This window comes from Klebsiella sp. SWET4 (assembly GCF_024296565.1).
Lineage (GTDB): Bacteria > Pseudomonadota > Gammaproteobacteria > Enterobacterales > Enterobacteriaceae > Klebsiella > Klebsiella variicola.
The window spans coordinates 18,649-43,557 of the sequence record NZ_JANCOB010000005.1; the positions used below are offsets into that span (position 1 = coordinate 18,649).

At 55.8% G+C, this 24,909-nt stretch carries 22 protein-coding genes; 4 read left to right on the forward strand and 18 right to left on the reverse strand.

The window, feature by feature from the left end; all coding sequences use genetic code 11:
• Positions 1-6 precede the first annotated feature (6 nt).
• The 15 genes from rnhB to rpsB form a co-directional block, all read right to left on the reverse strand.
• Positions 7-606 carry a ribonuclease HII gene (gene rnhB / locus NKJ21_RS13315; RefSeq protein WP_012542806.1) on the reverse strand — a complete coding sequence of 200 codons (600 nt, stop codon included), beginning with the start codon at positions 604-606 and terminating at the stop codon, positions 7-9.
• A complete protein-coding gene (gene lpxB, locus NKJ21_RS13320) occupies positions 603-1,754 on the reverse strand; it encodes a lipid-A-disaccharide synthase (RefSeq protein ID WP_110242608.1) in 1,152 nt (383 codons plus the stop codon). The genes rnhB and lpxB overlap by 4 nt, the downstream gene beginning before the upstream one ends.
• On the reverse strand, positions 1,754-2,542 hold the full coding sequence (gene lpxA, locus NKJ21_RS13325; RefSeq protein WP_008807349.1) for an acyl-ACP--UDP-N-acetylglucosamine O-acyltransferase: 789 nt from the start codon (positions 2,540-2,542) through the stop codon (positions 1,754-1,756). Before lpxA ends, lpxB begins: the two co-directional genes overlap by 1 nt.
• A gap of 3 nt (positions 2,543-2,545) precedes the next feature.
• Entirely contained in the window at positions 2,546-3,001 is a 456-nt protein-coding gene (gene fabZ / locus NKJ21_RS13330; RefSeq protein ID WP_004145858.1) for a 3-hydroxyacyl-ACP dehydratase FabZ, read from the reverse strand.
• 105 nt (positions 3,002-3,106) lie between these two features.
• On the reverse strand, positions 3,107-4,132 hold the full coding sequence (gene lpxD / locus NKJ21_RS13335; protein WP_022065546.1) for a UDP-3-O-(3-hydroxymyristoyl)glucosamine N-acyltransferase: 1,026 nt from the start codon (positions 4,130-4,132) through the stop codon (positions 3,107-3,109).
• A 3-nt stretch (positions 4,133-4,135) separates the two neighbouring features.
• Positions 4,136-4,621 carry a molecular chaperone Skp gene (skp, locus tag NKJ21_RS13340; RefSeq protein ID WP_002889325.1) on the reverse strand — a complete coding sequence of 162 codons (486 nt, stop codon included), beginning with the start codon at positions 4,619-4,621 and terminating at the stop codon, positions 4,136-4,138.
• Positions 4,622-4,742: 121 nt separating this feature from the next.
• Entirely contained in the window at positions 4,743-7,172 is a 2,430-nt protein-coding gene (gene bamA / locus NKJ21_RS13345) for an outer membrane protein assembly factor BamA (RefSeq protein ID WP_008807351.1), read from the reverse strand.
• Positions 7,173-7,203: 31 nt separating this feature from the next.
• Positions 7,204-8,556 (reverse strand): sigma E protease regulator RseP, encoded by a 1,353-nt coding sequence (rseP, locus tag NKJ21_RS13350; RefSeq protein WP_008807352.1) that lies wholly within the window; start codon positions 8,554-8,556, stop codon positions 7,204-7,206.
• Between the two features lie 11 nt (positions 8,557-8,567).
• Positions 8,568-9,425, reverse strand: coding sequence for a phosphatidate cytidylyltransferase (gene cdsA / locus NKJ21_RS13355; protein ID WP_008807353.1), 858 nt, complete (start codon positions 9,423-9,425; stop codon positions 8,568-8,570).
• Positions 9,426-9,437: 12 nt separating this feature from the next.
• Positions 9,438-10,196 carry a (2E,6E)-farnesyl-diphosphate-specific ditrans,polycis-undecaprenyl-diphosphate synthase gene (ispU, locus tag NKJ21_RS13360; protein ID WP_012968905.1) on the reverse strand — a complete coding sequence of 253 codons (759 nt, stop codon included), beginning with the start codon at positions 10,194-10,196 and terminating at the stop codon, positions 9,438-9,440.
• A 237-nt stretch (positions 10,197-10,433) separates the two neighbouring features.
• On the reverse strand, positions 10,434-11,636 hold the full coding sequence (gene ispC / locus NKJ21_RS13365) for a 1-deoxy-D-xylulose-5-phosphate reductoisomerase (RefSeq protein ID WP_016160323.1): 1,203 nt from the start codon (positions 11,634-11,636) through the stop codon (positions 10,434-10,436).
• A 227-nt stretch (positions 11,637-11,863) separates the two neighbouring features.
• Positions 11,864-12,421 carry a ribosome recycling factor gene (gene frr / locus NKJ21_RS13370; protein ID WP_002889308.1) on the reverse strand — a complete coding sequence of 186 codons (558 nt, stop codon included), beginning with the start codon at positions 12,419-12,421 and terminating at the stop codon, positions 11,864-11,866.
• A gap of 150 nt (positions 12,422-12,571) precedes the next feature.
• On the reverse strand, positions 12,572-13,297 hold the full coding sequence (gene pyrH, locus NKJ21_RS13375; protein WP_004098747.1) for a UMP kinase: 726 nt from the start codon (positions 13,295-13,297) through the stop codon (positions 12,572-12,574).
• 147 nt (positions 13,298-13,444) lie between these two features.
• Positions 13,445-14,296 (reverse strand): translation elongation factor Ts, encoded by an 852-nt coding sequence (tsf, locus tag NKJ21_RS13380; RefSeq protein ID WP_004151930.1) that lies wholly within the window; start codon positions 14,294-14,296, stop codon positions 13,445-13,447.
• Positions 14,297-14,415: 119 nt separating this feature from the next.
• Entirely contained in the window at positions 14,416-15,141 is a 726-nt protein-coding gene (rpsB, locus tag NKJ21_RS13385; protein WP_008807356.1) for a 30S ribosomal protein S2, read from the reverse strand.
• A gap of 323 nt (positions 15,142-15,464) precedes the next feature.
• Between rpsB and map the strand changes: the two genes are divergently transcribed.
• The 4 genes from map (at position 15,465) to NKJ21_RS13405 (ending at position 20,329) form a co-directional block, all read left to right on the forward strand.
• The gene (map, locus tag NKJ21_RS13390) at positions 15,465-16,259 is read left to right on the forward strand and encodes a type I methionyl aminopeptidase (protein ID WP_117123533.1); all 795 of its coding nucleotides are present in this window, start codon (positions 15,465-15,467) and stop codon (positions 16,257-16,259) included.
• Positions 16,260-16,316: 57 nt separating this feature from the next.
• Entirely contained in the window at positions 16,317-18,980 is a 2,664-nt protein-coding gene (gene glnD / locus NKJ21_RS13395; protein ID WP_012542810.1) for a bifunctional uridylyltransferase/uridylyl-removing protein GlnD, read from the forward strand.
• Between the two features lie 30 nt (positions 18,981-19,010).
• Positions 19,011-19,835 (forward strand): 2,3,4,5-tetrahydropyridine-2,6-dicarboxylate N-succinyltransferase, encoded by an 825-nt coding sequence (gene dapD, locus NKJ21_RS13400; protein ID WP_002889295.1) that lies wholly within the window; start codon positions 19,011-19,013, stop codon positions 19,833-19,835.
• A 107-nt stretch (positions 19,836-19,942) separates the two neighbouring features.
• Positions 19,943-20,329 (forward strand): DUF3461 family protein, encoded by a 387-nt coding sequence (locus tag NKJ21_RS13405; protein WP_002889292.1) that lies wholly within the window; start codon positions 19,943-19,945, stop codon positions 20,327-20,329.
• A 116-nt stretch (positions 20,330-20,445) separates the two neighbouring features.
• Here the strand turns inward: NKJ21_RS13405 and cdaR are convergent, their stop codons facing one another.
• From cdaR to dgt, 3 genes are all read right to left on the reverse strand, one after another.
• A complete protein-coding gene (gene cdaR / locus NKJ21_RS13410; protein WP_002889289.1) occupies positions 20,446-21,603 on the reverse strand; it encodes a DNA-binding transcriptional regulator CdaR in 1,158 nt (385 codons plus the stop codon).
• A 168-nt stretch (positions 21,604-21,771) separates the two neighbouring features.
• Positions 21,772-23,205, reverse strand: a complete 1,434-nt coding sequence (gene degP, locus NKJ21_RS13415; protein WP_008807359.1) for a serine endoprotease DegP — start codon at positions 23,203-23,205, stop codon at positions 21,772-21,774.
• Between the two features lie 134 nt (positions 23,206-23,339).
• Complete coding sequence (dgt, locus tag NKJ21_RS13420) at positions 23,340-24,854, reverse strand: dGTPase (RefSeq protein WP_008807360.1); 1,515 nt, start codon at positions 24,852-24,854, stop codon at positions 23,340-23,342.
• Positions 24,855-24,909 lie beyond the last annotated feature (55 nt).

Sequence of the window (24,909 nt, forward strand, 5' to 3'; positions counted from 1 at the left end):
GGTGACTTAGTTGGACGCCAGGCCCAGGGCACGCTTCACCGGGCCAAAACTGCGCCGGTGATGCTCTGTTGCGCCGTGTTCCTGCAGCTTCTGCAGGTGAACAGCGGTGGGATAGCCTTTATGCTGGGCAAATCCGTAGTGGGGAAATGCGAGGTCCAGCGTGGCCATTTCGGCGTCACGAGTGACTTTTGCCAGAATAGACGCTGCGCTGATTTCTGCCACCCGGCTGTCGCCTTTCACCACCGCCAGAGAGGGCATCGGCAGCGACGGACAGCGGTTGCCATCGATCAGGACAAACTCAGGAACAATGCTCAGGCCGGCGACGGCGCGCTGCATCGCCAGCATAGTGGCATGCAGAATATTCAGCTCGTCGATTTCGTGCGGCTCGGCACGCCCCAGGCTCCAGCACAGCGCTTTCTCTTTAATCTCATCGCACAGCGCCAGGCGACGCTTTTCGCTGAGTTTTTTGGAATCATTCAAACCCACAATCGGCTTCGCCGGATCGAGGATCACCGCCGCGGTCACGACCGCGCCAACTAGCGGCCCGCGGCCAACTTCATCAACGCCGGCAACCAGATGGGTATGCGGATAGACGAACTCCATCATTGTTTTGCTAACTCCAGTACGGCGTCCGCGGCCTGCTCATCGGCGTTGCAGCGGATCTGCTGATGCAGCGCGCGGAACGTCTCATGCATCTCGTGGCTGGTTTTGCCATCGGCCAGCAGCGGCTGCAGGGCGGCGGCCAGCGCCTGCGGCTCGCACTCATCCTGCAGTAGCTCTTTGACCAGCTCGCGACCGGCCAGCAGATTCGGCAAGGAGACGTAGTCGGTTTTCACCAGACGCTTTGCCAGCCAGAAGGTGAACGGCTTCATGCGGTAGCCAACCACCATCGGGCACTTCGCCAGCATGCACTCCAGCGCCGCCGTCCCGGAGGCCAGCAGCGCGGCGTCGCTGGCGATCATCGCATCGCGCGCCTGACCGTCCAGCATATGCACGATCATATCCGGCGCCGTCTCAGCTTTGATTCGCTCAAACTGCTCCCGCCGTTTGGCATTGACCAGCGGCACTACCACCTGCAAATCGGGATAGGTGACGCGTAACAACTGCGCGGTTTTCAGAAAGTCCGCGCTGAGCATTTCGACTTCCGCGCCGCGGCTGCCGGGCAGCAGCGCCAGACAGCGCACATTGTGCGGGATCCCTAACCGGTCGCGCGCAGCGCCTTTGTCAGGATCCAGCGGCATCGCATCCGCCATGGTATGGCCGATAAAGCGGCAGGGGACGTTAAATTTGTCATAAAACGCTTTTTCGAAAGGCAGAAAAGCCAGCACCAGGTCGGTCGCTCTGCCGATTTTGAAAACGCGTTTTTGTCGCCAGGCCCAGACCGACGGGCTGACGTAGTGAATCGTTTTGATGCCCTGCTTTTTCAGATTCTCTTCGAGGGTAATATTGAAGTCAGGGGCGTCGATGCCGACGAAGACATCGGGGCGCAGCTCGCCAAAGCGGCGGGTAAGATCGGCGCGAATATGCAGGAGACGGCGTAAGCGACCGAGCACCTCAACAATGCCCATCACCGCCAGCTCTTCCATTTCGTACCAGGCTTCGCACCCTTCCGCCTGCATCAGCGGCCCCGCCACGCCGACAAAGCGCGCGTCAGGGATGCGCGCTTTGAGAGCCCGGATGAGGCCTGCACCAAGAATATCGCCGGAGGTTTCTCCGGCGACCAGGGCAATCGTCAGGGGACGCGGTTCAGCCATTAACGAATCAAGCCGCGAGTGGAACGGGCAAAGAAATCAACAAACGGCTGAACTTCAGGATGCTGAGTCGCCAGTTCGGCGATTTCCGGTTTGGCTTCGTCCAGCGTTTTGCCGCTGCGGTACAGCAGTTTATACGCGTTACGAATCGCGGTAATCGCCTCACGGCTAAAGCCGCGGCGTTTCAGCCCTTCGATGTTGACGCCAAACGGCGTCGCGTGGTTACCCTGGGCAATCACGAACGGCGGAACATCCTGCGCCACGCCGGAGCATCCGCCTACCATGACGTGTGCGCCGATGATGCAGAACTGGTGTACTGCGGTCATGCCGCCGATGATGACGAAATCATCCAGAGATACGTGACCGGCCAAGGTTGCGTTATTGGCCAGAATGCAGCGATCGCCAAGCGTACAATCGTGCGCCACATGGGCGTTGATCATCAGCAGGTTATCGTTGCCCACCTTTGTTAATCCACCGCCCTGTACTGTGCCGCGATGAATGGTGACGCTTTCGCGGATGCGGTTGCGATCGCCAATTTCCACCCGGGTCGGTTCGCCAGCATATTTCAGATCCTGGTTAACTTCGCCGATGGAAGCGAACTGATAGATCTCATTGTCACGGCCGATTTTGGTATGGCCGTTAACGACGACATGAGACTTCAGTACGGTGCCTTCGCCAATTTCGACGTTAGCGCCAACAATACAAAACGGACCAATGTGAACGTTAGCACCAATGACGGCGCCTTCTTCTACAATGGCGGTAGGATGAACAAAAGCGGTTTTATCAATCACGTATCAGGCCTCCCGGCTACGCGCACACATCATCGTCGCTTCGCATACCACTTTACCGTCAACCAGCGCGACGCCTTTGAAACGGGTCAGGCCGCGGCGGGTTTTCTCGAAAGTGACTTCCATAATCATCTGATCGCCTGGTACTACCGGACGTTTGAAGCGCGCTTCGTCGATGCCTGCGAAATAATACAGCTCGCCTGGCTCCAGTTTTCCGACGCTTTTAAATGCCAGAATCCCGGTGGCCTGCGCCATCGCTTCCAGAATCAGCACGCCAGGCAAAATCGGCTTACCAGGGAAGTGCCCCTGGAAAAACGGCTCGTTTACAGAAACATTTTTTACTGCGCGCAGAAAACGACCTTCTTCAAAATCCAGCACGCGGTCTACCAGCAGGAACGGGTAACGGTGAGGCAGAAGTTCCAGAATCTCTTCAATGTGCAGAGTATGAGTGTCAGTAGTCAAAATACTCTTCCTGTCTAAATGTACTAAAAGGCAATAATAACACGGCCTGCGGCAATCTTTTAGCGAATGCAACAGGCCGGAAATGTCATGTGACCAAATGATGAATTAGTCTTGTTGATTAACCTTGCGCTCAATCGCTTTCAGGCGCTTGCTCATCTCGTCAATATTCATCACCAGCGCCGCAGTTTTACGCCACGCCTTGTTCGGCTGCAGCGGAATACCGGAGGAGTATACGCCAGGTTCAGAGATAGGACGCATCACCATCCCCATCCCCGTGACGGTGACTTTATCGCAGATTTCCATATGGCCGTTAATCACGCTGGCGCCGCCAATCATGCAGTAGCGGCCAATTTTCAGGCTGCCCGCCATGATAACGCCGCCGGCAACCGCGGTATTGTCGCCAATCACCACGTTATGCGCAATCTGACACTGGTTATCAATGATAACGCCGTTACCGATAAGGGTATCGTCCAGCGCGCCGCGATCGATGGTGGTGCAGGCGCCAATCTCCACGCGATCGCCAATAATGACGCGACCCAGTTGCGGGATCTTGACCCAGTTACCGCGATCGTTAGCATAACCGAAGCCATCCGCGCCGATCACCGTGCTGGACTGGATCAGGCAATTCTCGCCGATCTCAATCTCATGGTAAATGGTCACATTGGCCCACAAACGCGAGCCGGCACCGATTTTCGTATTTTTCCCAACGAAGCAGCCTGCGCCGATCGCCACGTTATCGCCCAGTACAACACCGGATTCGATAACCGCGTTAGCGCCGATCGCCACGTTGTTACCCAGCTTCGCCGACGGATCGATGACCGCGCTCGGCGCGATATCCTGTGCCGGCTGCGGCGTGGTATCAAGAATTTGAGCCATGCGCGCGTAGGTCAGGTAGGGATTACGCACTACCAGCGCGGCGCTATGGGCAAAAGGCAAATCATCCTGCGTCATGACAACGGCAGAAGCCTGACAAGCGGCCAGGTGTTCACGGTACTTAGGGTTGACCATGAAAGTGATTTGGCCCGTTTTCGCGCTCTGCATGGACGCAACGCCGGTGATGACGATATCGCCATCACCGTGTAATTCTGCATCCAACTGCTGCGCGAGATCAGCCAGTCGAATTGAAGGCATTACTTATTTAACCTGTTTCAGCACATCAGCGGTGATGTCTTTTACATCGCTGCTGTTGTATGCAACGGCATTTGCGTCAACCACCAGATCGATGCTCTGATCTTTCGCTACGCTCTGTACAGCAGTCTGGATGCGGGTAACCAGTTTGCCACGCTCTTCGTTGGAACGACGTGCGCGATCCTGTTCAAACGCCTGCGCTTTCTGGGAGAAGGTCTGGCGCTGAGCCATCACGTCTTTTTCCAGTTTGGTACGATCGGCGCCCGGCTTCATGGACTGCAGACGCTGCATTTTAGACTGCAGGTCGCCTTCCATACGCTGCAGTTCGCTAGCGCGGCCTTTGAACTCGTTTTCCAGCGTGTTGGAAACGCCAGTTTTCTGGGCAACCTGTTGGAACAGGCTGTTCATGTTCACCAGGGCAATTTTATCTGCCGCCTGAGCGGAAGTTACCATTGCCAAACCCAGACCTGCAGCTAATAACCACTTTTTCACAATAAACTCCTTACCATCCCATGAGTACCCAGGGGTACCGTTATTTGCGTGGCGAGGCGATAACCGCGTTATCGCCTACAGTCAGCGCTATACTGCACTTGCATTCCGTTGCCGCCAACAATTACCAGGTTTTACCAATGTTAAACTGGAACTGTTCGGCTTTGTCTCCATCGTACTTTTTGAACGGTTGGGCGTAGGAGAAGACCAACGGCCCCAACGGCGACATCCACTGCACGGCAATACCCGCAGACATACGGATGTTGCTCGGATCACTGTAATCCGGGTAACCGCCATAGGCGTTCGAATCCCAGTGAGTATCCCATACGGTACCCATATCCCAGAAGACGGAAGTACGGACCGAGTTCGCATATTTGTCACTAATAAACGGCGTCGGGGTAATCAGCTCCAGGCTGGCCACCGCCATCGCGTTACCACCCACCGCATCATCGGATTTACACGGCGCGGATTCGGTGCTCTTACAGTCATTGGTATAACCGCTATCGCCATCATGACGGCTGCTCGACGGGAAGTACACCGCCTTCGGACCAATGGTGTTCGACTGGAAGCCACGCACGGTGCTGGAACCACCGGCATAGAAGTTCTCATAGAACGGCATCTCTTTGCCGCCGATACCATCGCCATAGCCAAAGCGGGTACGACCCAGCACTACCCACTGGTGATCGTTGTCGATCGGCACATAGGTGGCGGTATCCAGCGTCGCTTTGTAGTATTCGTTGTCTGAGCCCGGAATGGTCACTTTACCGTTCAGGTTGACGCGCGAACCTTCCGTTGGGAAGAAGCCGCGGTCAAGCTTGTTATAGGTCCAACCGTAGTTGAAGGTGAAGTCATTCGCACTGAACGAGTTCCGGTCGTTGGTGTTGTCCGGATACTGGCCCATCGAGTTCAGGTAACGCCACATCGCCACCTGCGGCTGCATATTGGACAGGGAGTTATGAACATAACCGACCCCGGCGCGCAGCGTGTTGTATTCGTTGACCGGGAAGCCCAGCGTGACGTCTGTACCATAGCTTTTGTTGGTATAGTCAGACAGATCCGCATCGTTCGCATCAAAGTCATTATAGAAGATACGGCCGCCGAGGCTCACACCGTCAACGGTGAAGTACGGGTTGGTCACCGACAGTTCGGTATAGGTCTGGTAATCGTTTTTGGTGCCGTTGATCCCGACCGCATAACCGGTACCTAACCAGTTATCCTGCTGGACGCCCGCCTGGAAGCTGACGCCGCTTTCGGTACCGTAGCCGATACCGAAGTTGAAGCTACCGGTGTTACGCTCTTTCACCTTGTAGACAACGTCGACCTGGTCCGGGCTGCCCGGCACGCGTTGGGTATCGGTATCCACCGTTTCGAAGAAGCCTAAACGGTTGAGGCGGTCTTTACCCTGATCGACGAGATCGCTCCCCAGCCATGCGCCTTCCATCTGGCGCATTTCGCGGCGCAGGACGGCATCTTTGGAGGTGTCGTTACCTTCGAAGCGAATTTTACGCACGTAATAGCGGTTACCCGCATCGACGTTGACGTGCAGTTTGACGGTCTTATCGCTGTCGTTGATTTCCGGCTGCGACTGAACGCGCGGGTAGGCGTAACCATAACGACCCAACAGTTTCTTGATGTCGTTTTCCATCTTGGTTACTTTCGCGCCGTTGTACAGTTCGCCCGGCTCGACTTTGGTCAGCGCTTCGATTTCGGCCGAATGGCCCGCGAGATCGCCCGTTACCTGCACCCCGGAAAGCTTGTACTGATCGCCTTCGGTGATGTTGACGGTAATGTAGATCCCTTTCTTGTCCGGCGTCAGGCTAACCTGAGTAGAATCGATATTGAAACGGGCATAACCGCGATCCAGATAGTAGCTGCGCAGGGTTTCAAGGTCGCCCGCCAGCTTCTGCTTCTGGTATTTACGGTCGCCGACCACGTTCCACCACGGTACCTCATCGCGCAGCTGGAAGTGGGAGATCAGTTCATCGGTCGAAAACGCATGGTTGCCGACGATATTGATCTGCTGAATTTTTGCGGAGACGCCTTCCTGGAAGACCAGCTTCAGATCGACACGGTTACGCGGCAGCGGCGTCACAACCGCTTTGACGCTGGCGCTGTATTTACCAACGCTGTAGTAGAAATCCTCCAGACCCTTCTCGATATCCGCGATCGTCGTGCGGTCAAGCGACTCGCCCACCCGAACACCAGAGGCCTCGAGGTTCTGCTTGAGCATGTCATCTTTCACCGACTTATTGCCGGAGAAGGTGATGCTGGCGATCGTCGGACGCTCTTTCACCTGCACCAGCAGGGTATCACCATCGCGCAGGACGCGGACGTCCTCAAAGTTGCCAGTGGCAAACAGCGCGCGAATAGTGTTACTGATATCATCGTCGGTCACCGTATCGCCAGGACGCACTGGCATACTGAGGAGGGCGGCACCAACAGCGACACGCTGCAAGCCTTCGAAATGAATGTCCTTCACCACGAACCCTTCAGCACCGTATACAGTCGCGCTGCTAAACAGCAGCGACGCTATGAGCAACTTTTTCATCGCCATCGTTATTATGCGTTCTTCCTAACAAACTCTCTTATAACCGAGAGAAATCATTGAAAAGTGCAAGCCCCATTAACAGCACCAGCAGTATTGAGCCAATGCGATAACTAAAGTCTTGAACTCGCTCGGATACCGGCCCGCCCTTCAGCTTTTCGATCGCTAAAAACAGCAGATGTCCCCCATCCAGTACGGGCAGTGGGAACAGGTTGATGATTCCGAGGTTCACGCTAATCAGCGCAAGGAACATCAGATAATAAATCAACCCAAACTCCGCTGACATTCCAGCCCCCTGAGCGATAGAGATCGGCCCACTGAGGTTGTTCAGTTTGACATCACCGGTTATCAATTTACCCAGCATCCTGACCGTCAGTGACATCAGCTGCCAGGTTTTATCCGTGGCTTCAGCGATGGCGGCAAACGGTCCGTACTGACGTACTGTCTTGTATTCCTCAGGTAGCGGGATGACCTTTGGCACCACCCCTGCGAACCCTTCTGCCTTACCTTTTACCGTTTTCGCATCCGGCGTCAGGGTTAACGGCAGCGCACTCCCCTGCCGTTCAATCTCCAGCGCCAGCGCTTTGCCCGGATTATCGCGCACCAGATTAACAAACGTCATCCACTGCGTTAACGGTTGACCATCGACTTTAACGATCCGATCGCCCGCTTGCAAACCCGCTTTCTGAGCTGCCGAGCCCGTCTGGACCTCCGCCAGCACCGTATCAATCTGCGCGCTGCGCGGCTGGATCCCCAGCGAGGTCACGGGATCTTGCTTGTCTGGCTCAAACGCCCAGTGCCGCAGATCGACGATTTTATCCTGGCGCTGATTGGTCCCGAAAGGGGCGACGGTAAGTATTGTTTGCGGGTTGCCGATTTTGGCGACCAGCTGCATACGCACCGCATCCCAATCAGGCGTTTCGATACCATCTATCGCTTTAAGTTCCGTTCCTTTTGCAATTTGTGCTTGCGCGGCAACCGAATTGGGCGTTATTTCACCCACCACCGGTCGCACGCCAGGAACGCCGATAATAAAGACCAGCCAGTAAGCAAAGATAGCGAAAATGAAGTTAGCGATGGGGCCGGCGGCAATCACCGCCGCACGCTGGCCGACGGTTTTATTGTTGAAGGCGTAGTGGCGCATCTCCGGCGCCACCGCCTCGACGCGCTCGTCCAGCATCTTGACGTAGCCGCCCAGCGGGATCAGGGCAATCACGAACTCCGTGCCCTGCTTATCCATCCGCCGCCACAGCGCTTTGCCAAAGCCGATAGAAAAACGCTCAACCCGGATGCCGCAGCGGCGCGCCACCCAAAAATGGCCAAACTCATGCACCGTAATCAGTACGCCAAGCGCAATGATAAAAGCTGCCAGATTCCAGAGCACGCTCAGCATATAACCTTCCGTCAAATCGTCCTGAAGACCAACAGTAGCAGACAGGCGAAGACCGGTACCGCCGCCGTCAGGCTGTCGATACGATCGAGAATACCGCCGTGTCCGGGAATCAAGTGCCCGCTATCCTTAATGCCGGCCTCGCGCTTAAACATACTTTCCGTCAGATCGCCCAGCACGGAAGCCAGGGCCGCCACCACGGAACAGACCAGCAGCACCGTCGGCGTGACGTCAAGATGCGCCCACACCCCGTAAGCCCAGGAGATCACGGCCGCCGTCAGCAAACCGCCAAAAAAACCCTGCCAGGTTTTTCCCGGTGAAACCTTCGGCGCCAGCTTATGCTTGCCGAACATTTTGCCAAACATGTAGGCGCCAGAGTCGGCTCCCCAGACCAGGATCATGACGTACAGCAGCCACACCGCACCGCTGTAGTGATTATCGGTATAGTGCCAGGCGCGCAGCGCCAGCATGCCCCAGAAAAACGGAACAATGGTCAATATGCCGAAGATAAGGCGCAGCACTTTGGAATGGCGCCAGAATGCCGCCGACGCCGGGTACGATAACACCAGCAACAGCGCGACGATCCACCAGGCGAATGAGGCCCATAGTGAACCTTCCACCATCGGTTGATGAACGTCATAATGGTATTCAGGCAGCAGAAAAAGCATGGCAGCCAGCAGAAGGCCGCACAGCACCGCCAGCCAGACCCGCTGCGACGTTGAGGTGAAACCGCTCAGTTGCCCCCACTCCCACGCGGCGAGCATGCAGACCACGAGGGTCACGATAGCAAATCCCATCGGCGGCAATAAGAACAGCGCCGCAATGACGACGGGAATTAAGACGAAAGCAGATATCAGGCGATACTTCAGCAAAAGTGACCCCCATCAGGCATGACTGCCACCCGGCTCAGTGCCGCCGAAACGACGCTCTCGATTAACAAAGGCATGGAGTGCACCTTCAAAGTCCTGTTCAGCAAAATCGGGCCAAAGAACATCCGTAAAGTAAAGTTCGGCATAGGCAATTTGCCAAATCAAAAAGTTACTTATTCGGTGCTCTCCCCCGGTCCTAATAACTAAATCAACGGGAGCCAGTTCATGCATGCAGACCTGCTGACTCAGCATCTCTTCCGTGATCTCTTCAGGCAGCAGCGTCCCGTCCTGTACTTGTTTCGCCAGCAGACGAACGCCCTGGGTAATATCCCAGCGACCGCCGTAATTTGCCGCAATGTTCAGCGTTAAGCCGGTATTGTTTGCGGTCAACGCTTCCGCTTTGCGGATGCGTTCCTGCAGGCGCGCATTGAAGCGCGTGGTGTCGCCAATGACCCGCAAACGCACATTGTGTCGGTGCAGACTTTTGACTTCGCTATCCAGCGCCCAGACGAACAGTTCCATCAGCGCGCTGACTTCCTGGGCTGGACGGTTCCAGTTTTCGCTGCTGAACGCGTATAACGTTAACGCCTCAATTCCATTATTCGCCGCGAAGGAGACCGCGCGACGCACGGATTTCGCACCGGCCTTGTGCCCGAAAGCGCGAATTTTACCTTGCCGTTTCGCCCAACGGCCGTTGCCATCCATAATAATGGCGACATGACGGCAGCCATGTGTTGGCGATATTTCGCTGACAGTTTGATTAGCAGACAACATCACGCGTTTTAAGTCCATAATAAGGATTAACTAGCCACCAAACAGAGGCCACCGGGCCGCGCTGGATACGCATTTTTATCCGATGCCGGGGCTGCAGCCAATCGCAGAGAACAACCAAAAGCTTTACGCAAAAAAGCCGTGTTTTGCCACGGCCACCGTAATCTTTAACAACAAAATGCAACGATCGGGTGGCGCAGACTATATCACCGAAGCCTTTCGCCCACAAATACCACCGCGTTACGCCTGCGCGCCCAAACGATTAAGCTGCTGGTGAGCTACCGCACGAGCGTCAGCGTCGATAACCAGAACATCATCAATGCTTTGCGGCTCCTGCAGGTTCATCTTATCCAGCACCGCCAGATTCACCGCCGCAATATCGGTAAAGCGGATATCGCCATGCAGAAACGCGGCAACCGACTCTTCATTGGCCGCATTCAGCGCCGTGGTGGCCGCCTGGCCGACGTCAAACGCGTCCATCGCCAGCTTCAGGCAGGGATAGCGGGCGTAGTCCGGCGCGGAGAAGCTCAGGTTGCTCAGCTGGCAGAAGTCCAGTGGTTTGACCCCGGAGCTCAGGCGCTGTGGCCAGCCCATGGTATGAGCAATCGGCGTGCGCATATCCGGCTCCCCAAGCTGGGCCAGCACGCTGCCGTCCTGATAGCGAACCATCGAGTGGATCACCGACTGCGGGTGGATCAGCACTTCCATCTGCTGCGCCGAAGCATTGAACAGCCAGCGCGCTTCAATATATTCCAGACCTTTGTTCATCATCGTGGCTGAATCGACGGAGATCTTACGTCCCATCGACCAGTTGGGATGGCGGCAGGCCTGATCCGGGGTCATCGCCGATAGTTCAGCCACGTCCGTCTCGCGGAAAGGCCCCCCGGAACCGGTTAACAGAATGGACGAGACGCCATTCCGGGTGAGGTCAGCGTATCCCAGATGCTGTTGAATTGTCTCCGGCATACTCTGAAAAATCGCGTTATGTTCGCTATCGACCGGCAGCAATCGCGCCCCCGACCGCTGAACGGCCTCCATGAACAAGCGACCGCAGGTCACCAGCGATTCTTTATTCGCCAACAACACGGTTTTCCCGGCGCGGATCGCCGCCAGCGTCGGTACCAGCCCCGCCGCGCCGACGATTGCCGCCATCACCTGATCGACCTCATCCAGCGCCGCGACCTCAGCCGCCGCCTGCTGGCCGCTCAGCACCTCGGTACGGCAGCCATGCTCATGCAGACGGATGCGCAACCGCTCAGCGCTTTGCGCATCATCCATCACGGCGTAACGCGGAGTAAATTCCAGGCATTGTTCAACCATGCGGTCAACGTTTTTCCCCGCGACCAGCGCGGCGACGGAAAAGCAACCAGGGTTATGGCGTACCACGTCCAGCGTGCTACAGCCAATGGAGCCGGTCGAACCGAGAACGGTTAATTGCTTCATGAGACGTCCAGAAGAAAGGAAACAGAATAAAAAGCAAAACGCCGCCAGCAAGCCCCTACGCAACAACTATCGGGGATAAGGCGGCGGCATCAGGCCTTCAACTTAGCGCTAAAGGCTACAAGGCCAGCCGGCTCAACGCAATCCCGAGAATTGAGCGTACAGTCTTCTGTACGGCGTTTCAGATTTTACTCAGGCCAGGAAGTATCGGCCCGAGCAACAGCAGAGCATCAGAACTGCATCAGTTCCGCTTCTTTATCTGCCAGCGCCGCGTCAACTTTCTTGATGGCGGCGTCAGTCATTTTCTGCACGTCGTCCTGAGAACGGCGATCGTCATCTTCGCTGATCTCTTTCTCTTTCAGCAGCGCTTTAACTTTGTCGTTCGCGTCACGGCGAACGTTACGCACGGCGACACGCGCCTGCTCAGCTTCGCCACGGACGATCTTGGTCAGATCTTTACGACGCTCTTCGGTCAGCGGCGGCAGCGGAACACGAATATCGCTGCCGGCGGAGCTTGGGTTCAGACCGAGGTCAGACGCCATGATCGCTTTTTCGACAGCCGCAGACATAGAACGGTCAAAGACGTTGATTTTCAGGGTACGGGAGTCTTCGACGGTGACGCTGGCCAGCTGGCGCAGCGGAGTCGGCGTACCGTAGTATTCAACAACAATCCCGTCCAGCAGGCTCGGAGAAGCACGACCCGTGCGAATTTTGCTGATTTGGTTTTTGAATGCTTCGACGCATTTTTCCATGCGGATTTCAGCATCTTTTCTGATATCGCTAATCACGTTACGAATCCTTGAAAGCTTGTCTCAGTCAGACCAGACGGGACACCCGTCGGAAAATGAGCTAAGTATAGTCAGATTTAATGAAAATCTCCGGGCAATATCCCCGCGAAAGTAAAGCGGAATATTACCCGGATTTGGCGCTGACGGGAATTATTCCGTGATCAATGTGCCTTCTTTTTCGCCCATGACCACGCGACGCAGGGCGCCGGGTTTGTTCATATTGAAGACGCGAATCGGCAATTTGTGGTCACGCGCCAGGGTGAAGGCCGCCAGATCCATCACTTTCAGCTCTTTATCCAGCACTTCGCTGTAGGTCAGCTGATCGTACATGGTGGCAGAAGGATCTTTTGCCGGATCCGCGGTAAACACACCGTCAACCTTGGTCGCTTTCAGCACCACGTCGGCTTCAATTTCAATACCACGCAGGCAGGCTGCGGAATCGGTGGTAAAGAACGGGTTGCCGGTGCCTGCGGAGAGGATCACCACGCGGTTGTTGCGCAGCAGGCTGATCGCCTCTGCCCAGCTGTAGTTGTCGCACACGCCGTTCAGCGGGATGGCGGACATCAGACGAGCGTTCACATAGGCGCGGTGGAGCGCATCACGCATTGCCAGGCCGTTCATGACCGTTGCCAGCATGCCCATGTGGTCGCCCACAACGCGGTTCATACCCGCTTTCGCCAGACCAGCACCACGGAACAGGTTACCACCACCAATTACTACGCCAACCTGAATACCCAGCTCGACCAGCTCTTTGATCTCCTGAGCCATGCGGTCAAGTATGCTTGCATCAATACCGAAGCCTTCTGAGCCCTGCAGCGCTTCGCCACTTAATTTCAGCAGAATACGTTTGTAGACGGGTTTTGCATTGGTAGCCATGTTTCTTTCCTGAGACTGTCAACGAATGAGATATGAGAATTCTGGCGACATTGTATGTCGCATTTCAGCGCGGTCACTATACGCAGTTGGCTGAATTTACAAAATGGGCGCAAAAAGAAGCCGCCCTCAGGCGGCTCCTTGTAAAAATTAAGACTGCTTGGACATCGCAGCAACTTCTGCTGCAAAGTCAGTCTCAACTTTCTCGATGCCTTCGCCCACTTCAAAGCGGATGAAGCCAGTCACGTCAGCGTTGTGCTCTTTCAGCAGCTGACCAACAGATTTGCTCGGCTCCATTACGAAAGGCTGACCCGTCAGAGAAACTTCGCCGGTGAATTTCTTCATGCGGCCTTCAACCATTTTCTCTGCGATTTCTTTCGGCTTACCGGACTGCATCGCGATGTCCAGCTGAACCTGGTACTCTTTCTCTACCACTTCAGCAGACACGTCTTCCGGCTTAACGAATTCCGGCTTGCTTGCTGCAACGTGCATTGCCAGCTGCTTAACCAGCTCTTCGTCAGCGCCTTTAGCGGCAACCAGAACACCGATGCGCGCACCGTGCTGGTAGCTACCCAGTACGTCGCCTTCCAGAACAGCGATACGACGGATGTTGATGTTCTCACCGATTTTAGCAACCAGCGCAACGCGTTCTTCTTCGAACTGCGCTTTCAGAACTTCAACGTCGGAGATTTTACCCGCAACAGCAGCGTCCAGTACTTTGTCAGCAAATGCCTGGAAACCACCATCTTTAGCAACGAAGTCAGTCTGGCAGTTAACTTCCAGAATGTAACCGTAGTTGCCTTCGATTTTGGTTTTGATCACGCCGTCAGCAGCCACGTTGCCTGCTTTCTTCGCCGCTTTGATCGCGCCGGATTTACGCATGTTTTCGATTGCCAGCTCGATGTCGCCATTCGCTTCAGTCAGCGCTTTTTTGCAATCCATCATGCCTGCGCCAGTACGTTCGCGCAGTTCTTTTACCAGGGAAGCGGTAATTTCAGCCATTCTAAAATCCTCGGGAGATGTGGATACTGCCCGGCCTACGGCCAAACAGCGTAAATTGAAAAAAGGGGCCTGTAATGGGCCCCTATTCATACACGGTACTAATAAGGGCTTAAACCTTATTATTCAGCTTCTACGAAGCTTTCTTCCGCCTGAGAAGCCAGGTCCTGAGAGCGACCTTCACGAACGGTAGCAGCAACAGCGCCCAGGTACAGGCTTACTGCGCGGATTGCATCGTCGTTACCCGGGATAACGAAGTCTACGCCGTCCGGATCAGAGTTGGTATCAACGATAGCAAATACCGGGATACCCAGGTTGTTTGCTTCTTTGATAGCGATGTGCTCGTGGTCAGCGTCGATAACGAACAGTGCGTCCGGCAGGCCGCCCATGTCTTTGATACCGCCCAGGCTGTTTTCCAGCTTGTCCAGCTCACGAGTGCGCATCAGCGCTTCTTTCTTGGTCAGCTTGTCGAAAGTACCGTCCTGGGACTGAGTTTCCAGGTCTTTCAGACGTTTGATGGACTGACGAACGGTTTTCCAGTTAGTCAGCATACCGCCCAGCCAGCGATGGTTCACGAAGAACTGGTCGCAGCTGTTAGCAGCTTCTTTTACCGCTTCGCTTGCAGCGCGCTTAGTACCCACGAACAGGATCTTGCCTTTACGGGCAGAGATTTTGTTCAGCTCAGCCAGAGCTTCGTTGAACATCGGTACCGTTTTCTCAAGGTTGATGATGTGAACTTTGTTACGCGCGCCGAAGATGAAAGGCTTCATTTTCGGGTTCCAGTAACGGGTCTGGTGACCAAAGTGAACACCAGCCTTGAGCATGTCGCGCATGGAAACAGTTGCCATGTTTAAAACCTCTATAGATTAAATTGGGGTTATGCCTCCACGTATCCCATATTACCGACCCCAAAGGGCACCCCGGAATATGTGTCGATACGTGTGTGTTATTTACACAATATGAGTATGTCGCTTACGTCCCATCCTTGTGTATCTGAGATGGAACGGAAGTCCGGCGCGCTTTATACCACAAAATCCGCCCAGACACCAACTCTTGTTGACGCCACGTGCTGTTAATGATTCTCAATTTGGCACCAGCCTGCCCGGACTGTTACCATTGGCAGGACTTACTCTATTATTGTCGAAAATATCGACACTGCTGGACATACTCCATGGCTATCTCTATCAAGACATCTGAAGACATTGAAAAAATGCGCGTTGCCGGCCGCCTGGCCGCTGAAGTGCTGGAAATGATCGAACCCTGGGTTAAACCTGGCGTCAGCACCGGCGAACTGGACCGCATCTGTAACGACTATATCGTTAACGAGCAGAAGGCCATTTCCGCCTGCCTCGGCTATCACGGCTATCCGAAGTCCGTCTGCATTTCGGTCAACGAAGTGGTTTGCCACGGTATCCCTGACGACGGCAAACTGCTGAAAGATGGCGATATCGTTAACATCGACGTGACGGTCATTAAAGATGATTTCCATGGCGACACCTCCAAAATGTTTATCGTCGGTAAACCGACGATTCTCGGCGAGCGCCTGTGCCGCATCACTCAGGAAAGCCTGTATCTGGCGCTGAAAATGGTGAAGCCGGGGATCAACCTGCGCACTATCGGCGGGGCGATCCAGAAATACGTTGAAGCCGAAGGTTTTTCCGTGGTGCGCGAATACTGTGGCCACGGTATCGGCCGCGGCTTCCATGAAGAGCCGCAGGTGCTGCACTACGACTCACCAGAAACCAACGTTGTGCTCAAACCCGGCATGACCTTCACCATCGAGCCGATGGTCAACGCGGGTAAAAAAGAGATCCGCAGCATGAAAGACGGCTGGACGGTGAAAACTAAAGACCGGAGCTTGTCTGCGCAGTACGAGCATACTATTGTGGTGACAGACAACGGCTGCGAAATTCTGACGCTACGCAAGGATGACACCATCCCGGCGATAATCTCGCACGATGAATGATGAAAAGCCGGCGCCCGCCGGCTTTTTTATTAGATAGTTTTTTCTTATGGTGACGCGATGAGCAACTCATTACCTGACACAGCCTCCCCTCTTCTGCCCGTCCCGCCGGAACATCCGGTGAGCTGGCCGCAGGGCGATCTGAACTGTGCTGCAATTAAGGCGCACATCGATACCTTCCAGCACTGGCTGGGCGAGGCGTTTGACTCCGGCATCGCCGCGGAGCAGCTCATTGCGGCGCGCACCGAATTTATCGACCAGCTGCTGCAGCGGTTGTGGATCGCCTACGGTTTTGAATCCGTCTGCGATCTGGCGCTGGTGGCCGTCGGCGGCTATGGCCGCGGCGAGCTGCACCCGCTCTCTGACGTCGACCTGCTGATCCTCAGCCGCAAAAAGCTGCCGGACGACCAGGCGCAAAAGGTCGGCGAACTGCTGACGCTGCTGTGGGACGTCAAGCTGGAGGTGGGCCACAGCGTGCGCACCCTCGAAGAGTGTCTGCTCGAAGGACTTTCGGATCTCACCGTCGCCACTAACTTGATTGAATCGCGCCTGCTGATCGGCGACGTCGCGCTGTTCCTTGAACTGCAAAAACATATTTTTAGCGACGGCTTCTGGCCATCGGAAAAGTTCTTCGCCGCCAAGGTGGAAGAGCAGAACGTCCGTCATCAACGCTATCACGGCACCAGCTATAACCTGGAGCCGGACGTGAAAAGCAGCCCCGGCGGCCTGCGGGATATCCATACGCTACAGTGGGTGGCTCGCCGTCATTTTGGCGCCACCTCGATGGATGAGATGGTCGGCTTCGGCTTTCTGACCGAAGCCGAGCGCAATGAGCTCAACGAGTGTCTGCATCAGCTGTGGCGCATCCGTTTCGCGCTGCATCTCGAGCTCACTCGCTATGACAACCGTCTGCTTTTCGACCGCCAGCTCAGCGTCGCCCGCCGGCTTGGCTATGAAGGCGACGGCAACCAGCCGATTGAGCATATGATGAAGGACTTCTTCCGCGTCACCCGCCGGGTGAGCGAGCTGAACCAGATGCTGCTTCAGCTGTTTGAAGAGGCTATTCTCGCCCTGACCGAGGATGAAAAACCGCGCCCGATAGACGATGACTTCCAGCTGCGCGGCACCCTTATCGATCTGCGTGACGACACGCTGTTTATTCGCGAACCGCAGGCCATTCTGCGCATGTTTTATATGATGGTACGCAACAGCACCATCACCGGCATCTACTCCACGACGTTGCGCCATCTGCGCCATGCCCGGCGCCATCTGACCCAGCCGCTGTGCTATATCCCGGAGGCGCGCACGCTCTTTCTCAGCATGCTGCGCCATCAGGGGGCGGTCAGCCGCGGACTGCTGCCGATGCATCGCCACAGCGTGCTGTGGGCCTATATGCCGCAGTGGTCACATATCGTCGGCCAGATGCAGTTCGATCTGTTTCACGCCTACACCGTCGATGAACACACCATCCGCGTGATGCTGAAGCTGGAGAGCTTTGCCAAAGAAGAAACCCGCAGCCGCCACCCGCTGTGCGTGGAGCTATGGCCGCGCTTAACGCACCCGGAGCTGATTTTAATCGCCGCCCTGTTCCACGACATTGCGAAAGGGCGTGGCGGCGACCACTCGATCCTCGGCGCGCAGGATGTGCTGAAGTTTGCCGAGCTGCACGGACTGAACTCTCGCGAAACGCAGCTGGTCGCCTGGCTGGTGCGTCACCATCTGCTGATGTCGGTCACCGCCCAGCGGCGCGACATTCAGGATCCGGAGGTGATTAAGCAGTTCGCCGAGGAAGTGCAAACGGAAAATCGCCTGCGCTATCTGGTGTGCCTGACCGTCGCCGACATCTGCGCCACCAACGAAACGCTGTGGAACAGCTGGAAGCAGAGTCTGCTGCGCGAACTCTATTTCGCCACCGAGAAACAGCTGCGTCGGGGCATGCAAAGCACCCCGGATATGCGCGAACGGGTGCGTCATCATCAGCTGCAGGCGCTGGCCCTGCTGCGGATGGACAATATTAATGAAGAGGCGCTGCATCAGATCTGGAACCGCTGCCGCGCCAACTATTTCGTGCGGCATACGCCGACGCAGCTCGCCTGGCACGCCCGCAACCTGCTGCGTCACGATCTGAATAAGCCGATGATCCTGCTGAGTTCGCAGGCCACCCGCGGCGGTACGGAGATTTTTATCTGGAGCCCGGATCGCCCTTATCTGTTTGCCGCGGTGTGCGGCGAACTGGACCGCCGCAACCTTAGCGTCCACGACGCGCAGATCTTCACCACCCGCGACGGCATGGCGATGGATACCTTTATTGTCCTCGAACCCGACGGCAGCCCGCTTTCCGCTGACCGCCACGACGCGATTCGCCACGGTCTTGAACAGACGATAACTCAGCGCAGCTGGGAACCCCCGGCCCCGCGTCGTCAGGCGGCAAAACTGCGTCACTTCTCTGTGCCGACAGAGGTGAATTTCCTGCCGACCCATACCGATCGAAAATCGTTTCTCGAGCTGATTGCGCTCGATCAGCCAGGGCTGCTCGCCCGCGTCGGCCAGGTGTTCGCCGACCTCGGTATTTCGCTTCACGGGGCGCGAATTACGACAATTGGTGAGCGAGTAGAAGATTTATTTATAATCGCCACCGCCGACCGGCGTGGCCTTAATAATGAGCTACAACAAGAAGTGCAACAACGGTTGACAGAGGCCCTCAATCCAAACGATAAAGGGTGACGTATTTTTTTTAGTGAATGGAAAGAAACAATGCAGCAGTTACAGAACGTTATTGAGTCCGCCTTCGAGCGTCGCGCCGACATCACGCCGGCCAATGTGGATACCGTGACCCGCGAAGCGGTAAACCAGGTTATCGCCCTTCTGGATTCCGGCGCGCTGCGCGTCGCTGAGAAGATCGATGGTCAGTGGGTGACGCATCAATGGCTGAAGAAAGCGGTACTGCTCTCTTTCCGTATTAACGATAACCAGGTTATCGATGGTGCGGAAAGCCGCTACTTCGATAAAGTACCGATGAAATTCGCTGACTATGACGAAGCGCGTTTCCAGAAAGAAGGTTTCCGCGTGGTGCCGCCGGCAGCGGTACGTCAGGGCGCATTCATCGCCCGCAACACCGTGCTGATGCCGTCCTACGTTAACATCGGCGCCTACGTTGACGAAGGCACCATGGTTGATACCTGGGCTACCGTCGGCTCCTGCGCGCAGATCGGTAAAAACGTTCACCTGTCCGGCGGCGTCGGCATCGGTGGCGTACTGGAGCCGCTGCAGGCGAACCCGACCATCATCGAAGACAACTGCTTCATCGGCGCGCGCTCTGAAGTGGTTGAAGGGGTGATTGTCGAAGAAGGCTCCGTCATCTCCATGGGCGTTTACCTGGGTCAGAGCACCAAAATCTACGATCGCGAAACCGGTGAAGTCTTCTACGGCCGCGTACCGGCTGGCTCGGTAGTCGTGTCAGGCAACCTGCCGTCGAAGGATGGTAAATACAGCCTGTACTGCGCGGTGATCGTTAAGAAAGTCGATGCCAAAACCCGCGGCAAAGTCGGCATTAACGAACTGCTGCGCACCATCGACTAAAGCAAATAAAAAGCGGGAGATATCCCGCTTTTTTTATATTTGATGCTGGCGAAAATGGATTTTTTCGTTAATTATTCAATGGTTATGATGCTATCAAAGGTACCGTTATGTACGATAATCTGAAAAGTCTTGGCATTACCAACCCTGATGAGATCGATCGCTATAGCCTGCGGCAGGAAGCTAACAACGACATCCTGAAAATCTATTTTCAGAAAGACAAAGGCGAATTCTTCGCCAAGAGCGTGAAGTTTAAATACCCGCGTCAGCGCAAAACCGTTGTCGCCGACGGCGTCGGCCAGGGCTACAAAGAAGTCCAGGAGATCAGCCCCAATCTGCGCTACGTCATCGACGAACTGGATCAGATCTGCCAGCGCGATCGCACTGAAATCGATCTCAAGCGTAAAATCCTCGACGATTTACGCCATCTGGAAAGCGTGGTCACCAATAAGATCAGCGAAATCGAAGCCGATCTGGAAAAACTTACCCGTAAGTGACAGCGTTCCCGGCGGCGCACCGCCTGACCGGGCAACCAATATAATCTGCCGCTTACGCCATGCATCCTCCAGGCCGGGTAAGGCGAACCGCCTCCCGGCATTTTTATCTCGACTCCCTATCGTTGCTCATCCAGCTGCAGGGCTATATAGAGCAGCAGCCGATCGTCAAAGCTGCCGAGATCCAGACCGGTCAGCTCCGAGATACGGTTCAACCGATACTCCAGGGTATTGCGATGAATAAACAGCGCCTTTGATGTCGCCAGCGGCTGCACGTTATGGCGAAACCACGCCTGCAGCGTACGCCGCAGCAAACCGTTGTTATCCATAGCCTTCAGACGCGCCAGCGGACGGGCCAGTTCATTGGCCTGCCAGCCGCCGCGCAGGCTGTCGAGCAGCACCGGCAGCATCAGATCCTGATAGAAATAGCTGCGGCTCTCCGGCATTCGTTGCTTACCCACCATCATGGTCGTCCGTGCGGTACGGTAAGAGCGGGCGATACTCCCGGGACCGGTGAAGAAGTTGCCCAGCGCCACGCGAAAGCGGAGCTGACCATTCTCTTTCATCCTGGCGATAAGCTGCTCGACGCGGCGGACGTGATCGTCGGCGTCCCAGCGGCCAAAGCTGTTCAGCGCCGGTTTCAGCACCACCATTTCCGTGAGTGACACAATGGCCACCAGATTATTGCGATCGGGGGTGGTCAGCGCGTTCTGCAACTGCTGCAGTTCCGCCATCGCGCTGTCCACGCCGAGCTGGCCGCTGTCCACCTCAATCATCGCCACCACCCGCGGCTGATTGAGATCGATACCTAACCGCTGAGCCCATTCGTTCAGCGCCGGGGTATGCTCTTCCGCCTGAATCAGGTTCATCACCAGCTCTTCGCGCAGGCGGCTGTCCTGCGCCAGGAGATGCATCAGCCGCGACTGCTCCAGCATCATCTCTGCCGTCATGCACACCAGCTCGCCATATTTCCGCAGCGACTCCGGCTCGCCGGTCAGGCCGATCACCCCGACGATTTCACCTTCGAGGCGTAGCGGCAGGTTGATCCCCTGACGCACGCCGTGCAGATGGCGAGCGACCGCATCGTCGATATCCACCACCCGCCCCTGGGAAAGCACCAGCAGCGCGCCTTCGTGCAATTCACCAATTCTTTCCCGATCGCCGCTGCCGATAATCCGCCCGCGGGCATCCATCACGTTGATGTTGGTATCGATGATGCGCATCGTGCGCGCCACAATATCCTGTGCCATTTTGGTATCAAGATGCCAGCCAGCCATGTAATCCTCCCCTATGCAGGGCACCAGCATAAAAGAGTCTCCGTCCTGCTGCATTGTGCATATGCCCGAAGGCGGGGCGAGATATGTGGAGTTGTGGAAGTGGTCACAGAACGAAAAAAAAGCCCCTGCCCTCGGCGAGGGAAGGGGCTGTGGCGCTTGCGCTGACGATTACTGCAACAGCAGGTAGATAGAGGCGTCGCCGCGCTGAATGTTCAGCGCCAGCACGGACGGTTTGGCGTCGAAGATTTTCCGCAGATCGGCGATGTTTTTCACCGGCTGCTGATTCGCCCCGACAATGATATCGCCTTTCTTGAGGCCAATCTGCGCCGCCGGGGTGCCGGCTTTCACATTGTTGACCACCACGCCCTTATCCTGACCCTTGTTACTCATTTCCGCCCCTTCAATCCCGTTGAAGATGGTGCTTGAATCCACCTGGGTCTGGTTGCTCTGCTGCAGTTCGACGGTAACGGTGACCGGTTTGCCGTCGCGGAGCAGGCCAAGCTCAACTTTGCTGCCGATAGGCATGGTGCCGACCTGAGCACGTAGCGCGGCGAAGCTGCTGATCGCCTTGCCATTGAGGGTGGTGATCACGTCGCCGGCTTTAATGCCCGCTTTGGCGGCTGCCGAACCTGGCATCACCTGGCTGACAAAGGCGCCGCGCTGGGCGTCGACTTTCATCGCTTTCGCCAGTTCAGAGTTCAGTTCGGTACCCATGATGCCGAGCTCACCGCGTTTCACCTGGCCATATTTCACCATCTGCTCGGTCAGGTTTTTTACCATGTTGCTCGGGATAGCAAAACCGATACCGATGTTGCCGCCGTCCGGCGCCAGGATGGCGGTGTTAATGCCGATCAGCTCGCCGTTGAGGTTCACCAGCGCGCCGCCGGAGTTCCCGCGGTTAATCGCCGCATCGGTCTGGATAAAGTTTTCGTAGTTTTCCACGTTCAGGCCGCTACGGCCCAGCGCGGAGACAATCCCGGAGGTCACGGTTTCGCCCAGACCAAACGGGTTACCGATAGCCACGGTGTAGTCGCCGACGCGCAGCGCGTCAGAATCAGCCAGCTTAATCGCCGTCAGGTTTTTCGGATCCTGAATCTGAATCAGCGCGATATCGGAGCGCGGATCTTTGCCCACGACTTTGGCATCAAACTTACGGCCATCGCTCAGTTGAACCTTAATCGTGGTGGCGTTGTCCACAACGTGGTTGTTGGTCACCACATACCCTTTGGCCGCATCAATGATGACGCCGGAGCCCAGCGCCATGAATTTCTGCTGCTGGCCGCCGTCAGGCTGACCGCCCTGTCCACCGCCCTGGCAAAACGGTGAACTCTGGAAAGGAGAACCATCCTGGCAGAACGGCGAATTATCGCCAAAGAACTGCTGGAAGTTACGCGGCATCCGTGGGGTATTAACAGTGGTGCTACCTTCAACGTTAATGCTCACCACCGATGGCATCACCTTCTCCAGCATCGGGGCCAGGCTTGGCATCTGCTGTGCATTAGTGGCCGAAGATGCCGTTTCTGCCGCGCTCGCAGAGAGCGGGGACAACGCCAGACCTAAACTCAGAGCCAGTGCACTCATTGCTAACGTGGTTTTTTTCATCAGTTTCAATCTCAATATCAGATAACGAAAGTTGCTGTGTACGTGACTATCAGAGTCATTTTATAGCGCTAAGTTCCGGAATTAAGTTTCTGGAAAAAGTAAAAATTTATTGTCCATCTTTACAAAACTCCAGCCTATTCCACCGCCATCAGTCGCCGATATTCATCCCACGCATACAAATCCGTCATTCCGCTGATATAATCCTGGATCAGACGGCAGCGATAATAGTATTCCATCAGCGCAAATTCAGGCGCCGTGCGCACCAGCTTATTTACTGCTTCAACATAGGCCAGCCGGTGACGGGTTGAAAGTTTCTGATACAGCCGGGAGGCAATGGGTAACCGCCGTACCCGCTCCTGCGCCACTAATTCGCTGAAATCCTCCAGAGATAATTTCAGCAGCGGCTGATAGATATCCAGCAGGCCGCTAATCACCCGGTAGCCCTGCAATTCCAGCTGCTCGACATCCGGATGGCTAAAGACCTGTTTCATCGCTACATTTTTATAGAGTTCCAGCAGCTGGCTGCAATCGCTATCGTCCTCAAGCAGCGCATGATTAAAGTCGCCAGTGAAGATGGCCGGCAGGTTATCAATAAATCGGCGCGCCGCGTAGGGCACCAGCTTATTCAGCGTGTTTACCCGCAAATACATAAAAAACTGATCTTCCGCGCTCTGTCGCAGGTAATTAGCTCGCGATTTTTCCCAGGCATTTTCCACTACCTGAGAGAATAACGATCCTTTTTCATGGTTGCCCCAGGCGTCGTAAAGATGCTGATAAAGCTGCTCGGCGCTGAAAATACGTTTTTCAACCGCGTCCTCGAGATCCGCGACGCAATATGAGATGTCATCCGCGGCCTCCATAATCCAGGTTAATGGGAATCGATTGTAAGGTGCCAGATCCAGTTCTTTACGCAGGCGCGCGACATACTCTTCTTCGGCTAAATAATAGCCAGGCTTCTTCATTAAATAACTGTGACTGGCTGGCGTCGCCTCGAACCACCACGCCGGTCGGGTATATTTCAGGATGCAGCCCACCTGCGCCCAGGTCAGATTCATCCGCATCAGCGTGTGGACCAGACGAATCCCCTGCGCGTTGCCCTCAAAGCTGCAGAGATCCTGGCGCACTTTACGCCGCAGCGCATTCAGCGCCGTTTCCCCTTCGTGCAGGCGTAACGCCTGCACCTCGCAGCGATCGTCGGTCAACGGCTGGCCGAGCGCATCGCCGGGGGCCAGGCGCTGGCGAAACCAGTCGTTAATCGCCGCCTCGCCAAAGTGGCCAAACGGCGGGTTGCCAATGTCGTGCATCAGGCAGGCCATTTCAACCACGCTCTCGAATGGCCCGGTCAGCTCTTCCAGGCCATACTCTTCCAGTAGCTTCTGCTCTTTCAGCCTGCTCAGCACTTCTTTGGCGATATAGCGCCCCACCTGCTGCACCTCCAGCGAGTGGGTCAGGCGAGTACGGACCGCCGCGTTGCGCTCCAGCGGGAAGACCTGGGTTTTTTGCTGTAGGCGGCGGATGGCCGGCGAGTTGACGATCCGCCCGCGATCGCTTTCGAAGATCCGCAGGATGTCGCGCTCCGTCTCCACCCGCGGCGGCGAACGGAAGCGTCGACGCCAGTTTATCTTGTTGCGAAAATCAATCTTTGCCATAGCCTCTCCCGCGCGAGCAATACGCTTCCCCTTAAGCGCATGATAGACTATGCAA

Coding starts and splice junctions, on each gene's coding strand:
- rnhB (WP_012542806.1), bottom strand. CDS start 606: ATGATGGAGTTCGTCTATCCGCATACCCATCTGGTTGCCGGCGTTGAT.
- lpxB (WP_110242608.1), bottom strand. CDS start 1,754: ATGGCTGAACCGCGTCCCCTGACGATTGCCCTGGTCGCCGGAGAAACC.
- lpxD (WP_022065546.1), bottom strand. CDS start 4,132: ATGCCTTCAATTCGACTGGCTGATCTCGCGCAGCAGTTGGATGCAGAA.
- bamA (WP_008807351.1), bottom strand. CDS start 7,172: ATGGCGATGAAAAAGTTGCTCATAGCGTCGCTGCTGTTTAGCAGCGCG.
- rseP (WP_008807352.1), bottom strand. CDS start 8,556: ATGCTGAGCGTGCTCTGGAATCTGGCAGCTTTTATCATTGCGCTTGGC.
- ispU (WP_012968905.1), bottom strand. CDS start 10,196: ATGTTGTCTGCTAATCAAACTGTCAGCGAAATATCGCCAACACATGGC.
- ispC (WP_016160323.1), bottom strand. CDS start 11,636: ATGAAGCAATTAACCGTTCTCGGTTCGACCGGCTCCATTGGCTGTAGC.
- pyrH (WP_004098747.1), bottom strand. CDS start 13,297: ATGGCTACCAATGCAAAACCCGTCTACAAACGTATTCTGCTGAAATTA.
- tsf (WP_004151930.1), bottom strand. CDS start 14,296: ATGGCTGAAATTACCGCTTCCCTGGTAAAAGAACTGCGCGAACGTACT.
- rpsB (WP_008807356.1), bottom strand. CDS start 15,141: ATGGCAACTGTTTCCATGCGCGACATGCTCAAGGCTGGTGTTCACTTT.
- map (WP_117123533.1), top strand. CDS start 15,465: ATGGCTATCTCTATCAAGACATCTGAAGACATTGAAAAAATGCGCGTT.
- glnD (WP_012542810.1), top strand. CDS start 16,317: ATGAGCAACTCATTACCTGACACAGCCTCCCCTCTTCTGCCCGTCCCG.
- dapD (WP_002889295.1), top strand. CDS start 19,011: ATGCAGCAGTTACAGAACGTTATTGAGTCCGCCTTCGAGCGTCGCGCC.
- NKJ21_RS13405 (WP_002889292.1), top strand. CDS start 19,943: ATGTACGATAATCTGAAAAGTCTTGGCATTACCAACCCTGATGAGATC.
- cdaR (WP_002889289.1), bottom strand. CDS start 21,603: ATGGCTGGCTGGCATCTTGATACCAAAATGGCACAGGATATTGTGGCG.
- degP (WP_008807359.1), bottom strand. CDS start 23,205: ATGAAAAAAACCACGTTAGCAATGAGTGCACTGGCTCTGAGTTTAGGT.
- dgt (WP_008807360.1), bottom strand. CDS start 24,854: ATGGCAAAGATTGATTTTCGCAACAAGATAAACTGGCGTCGACGCTTC.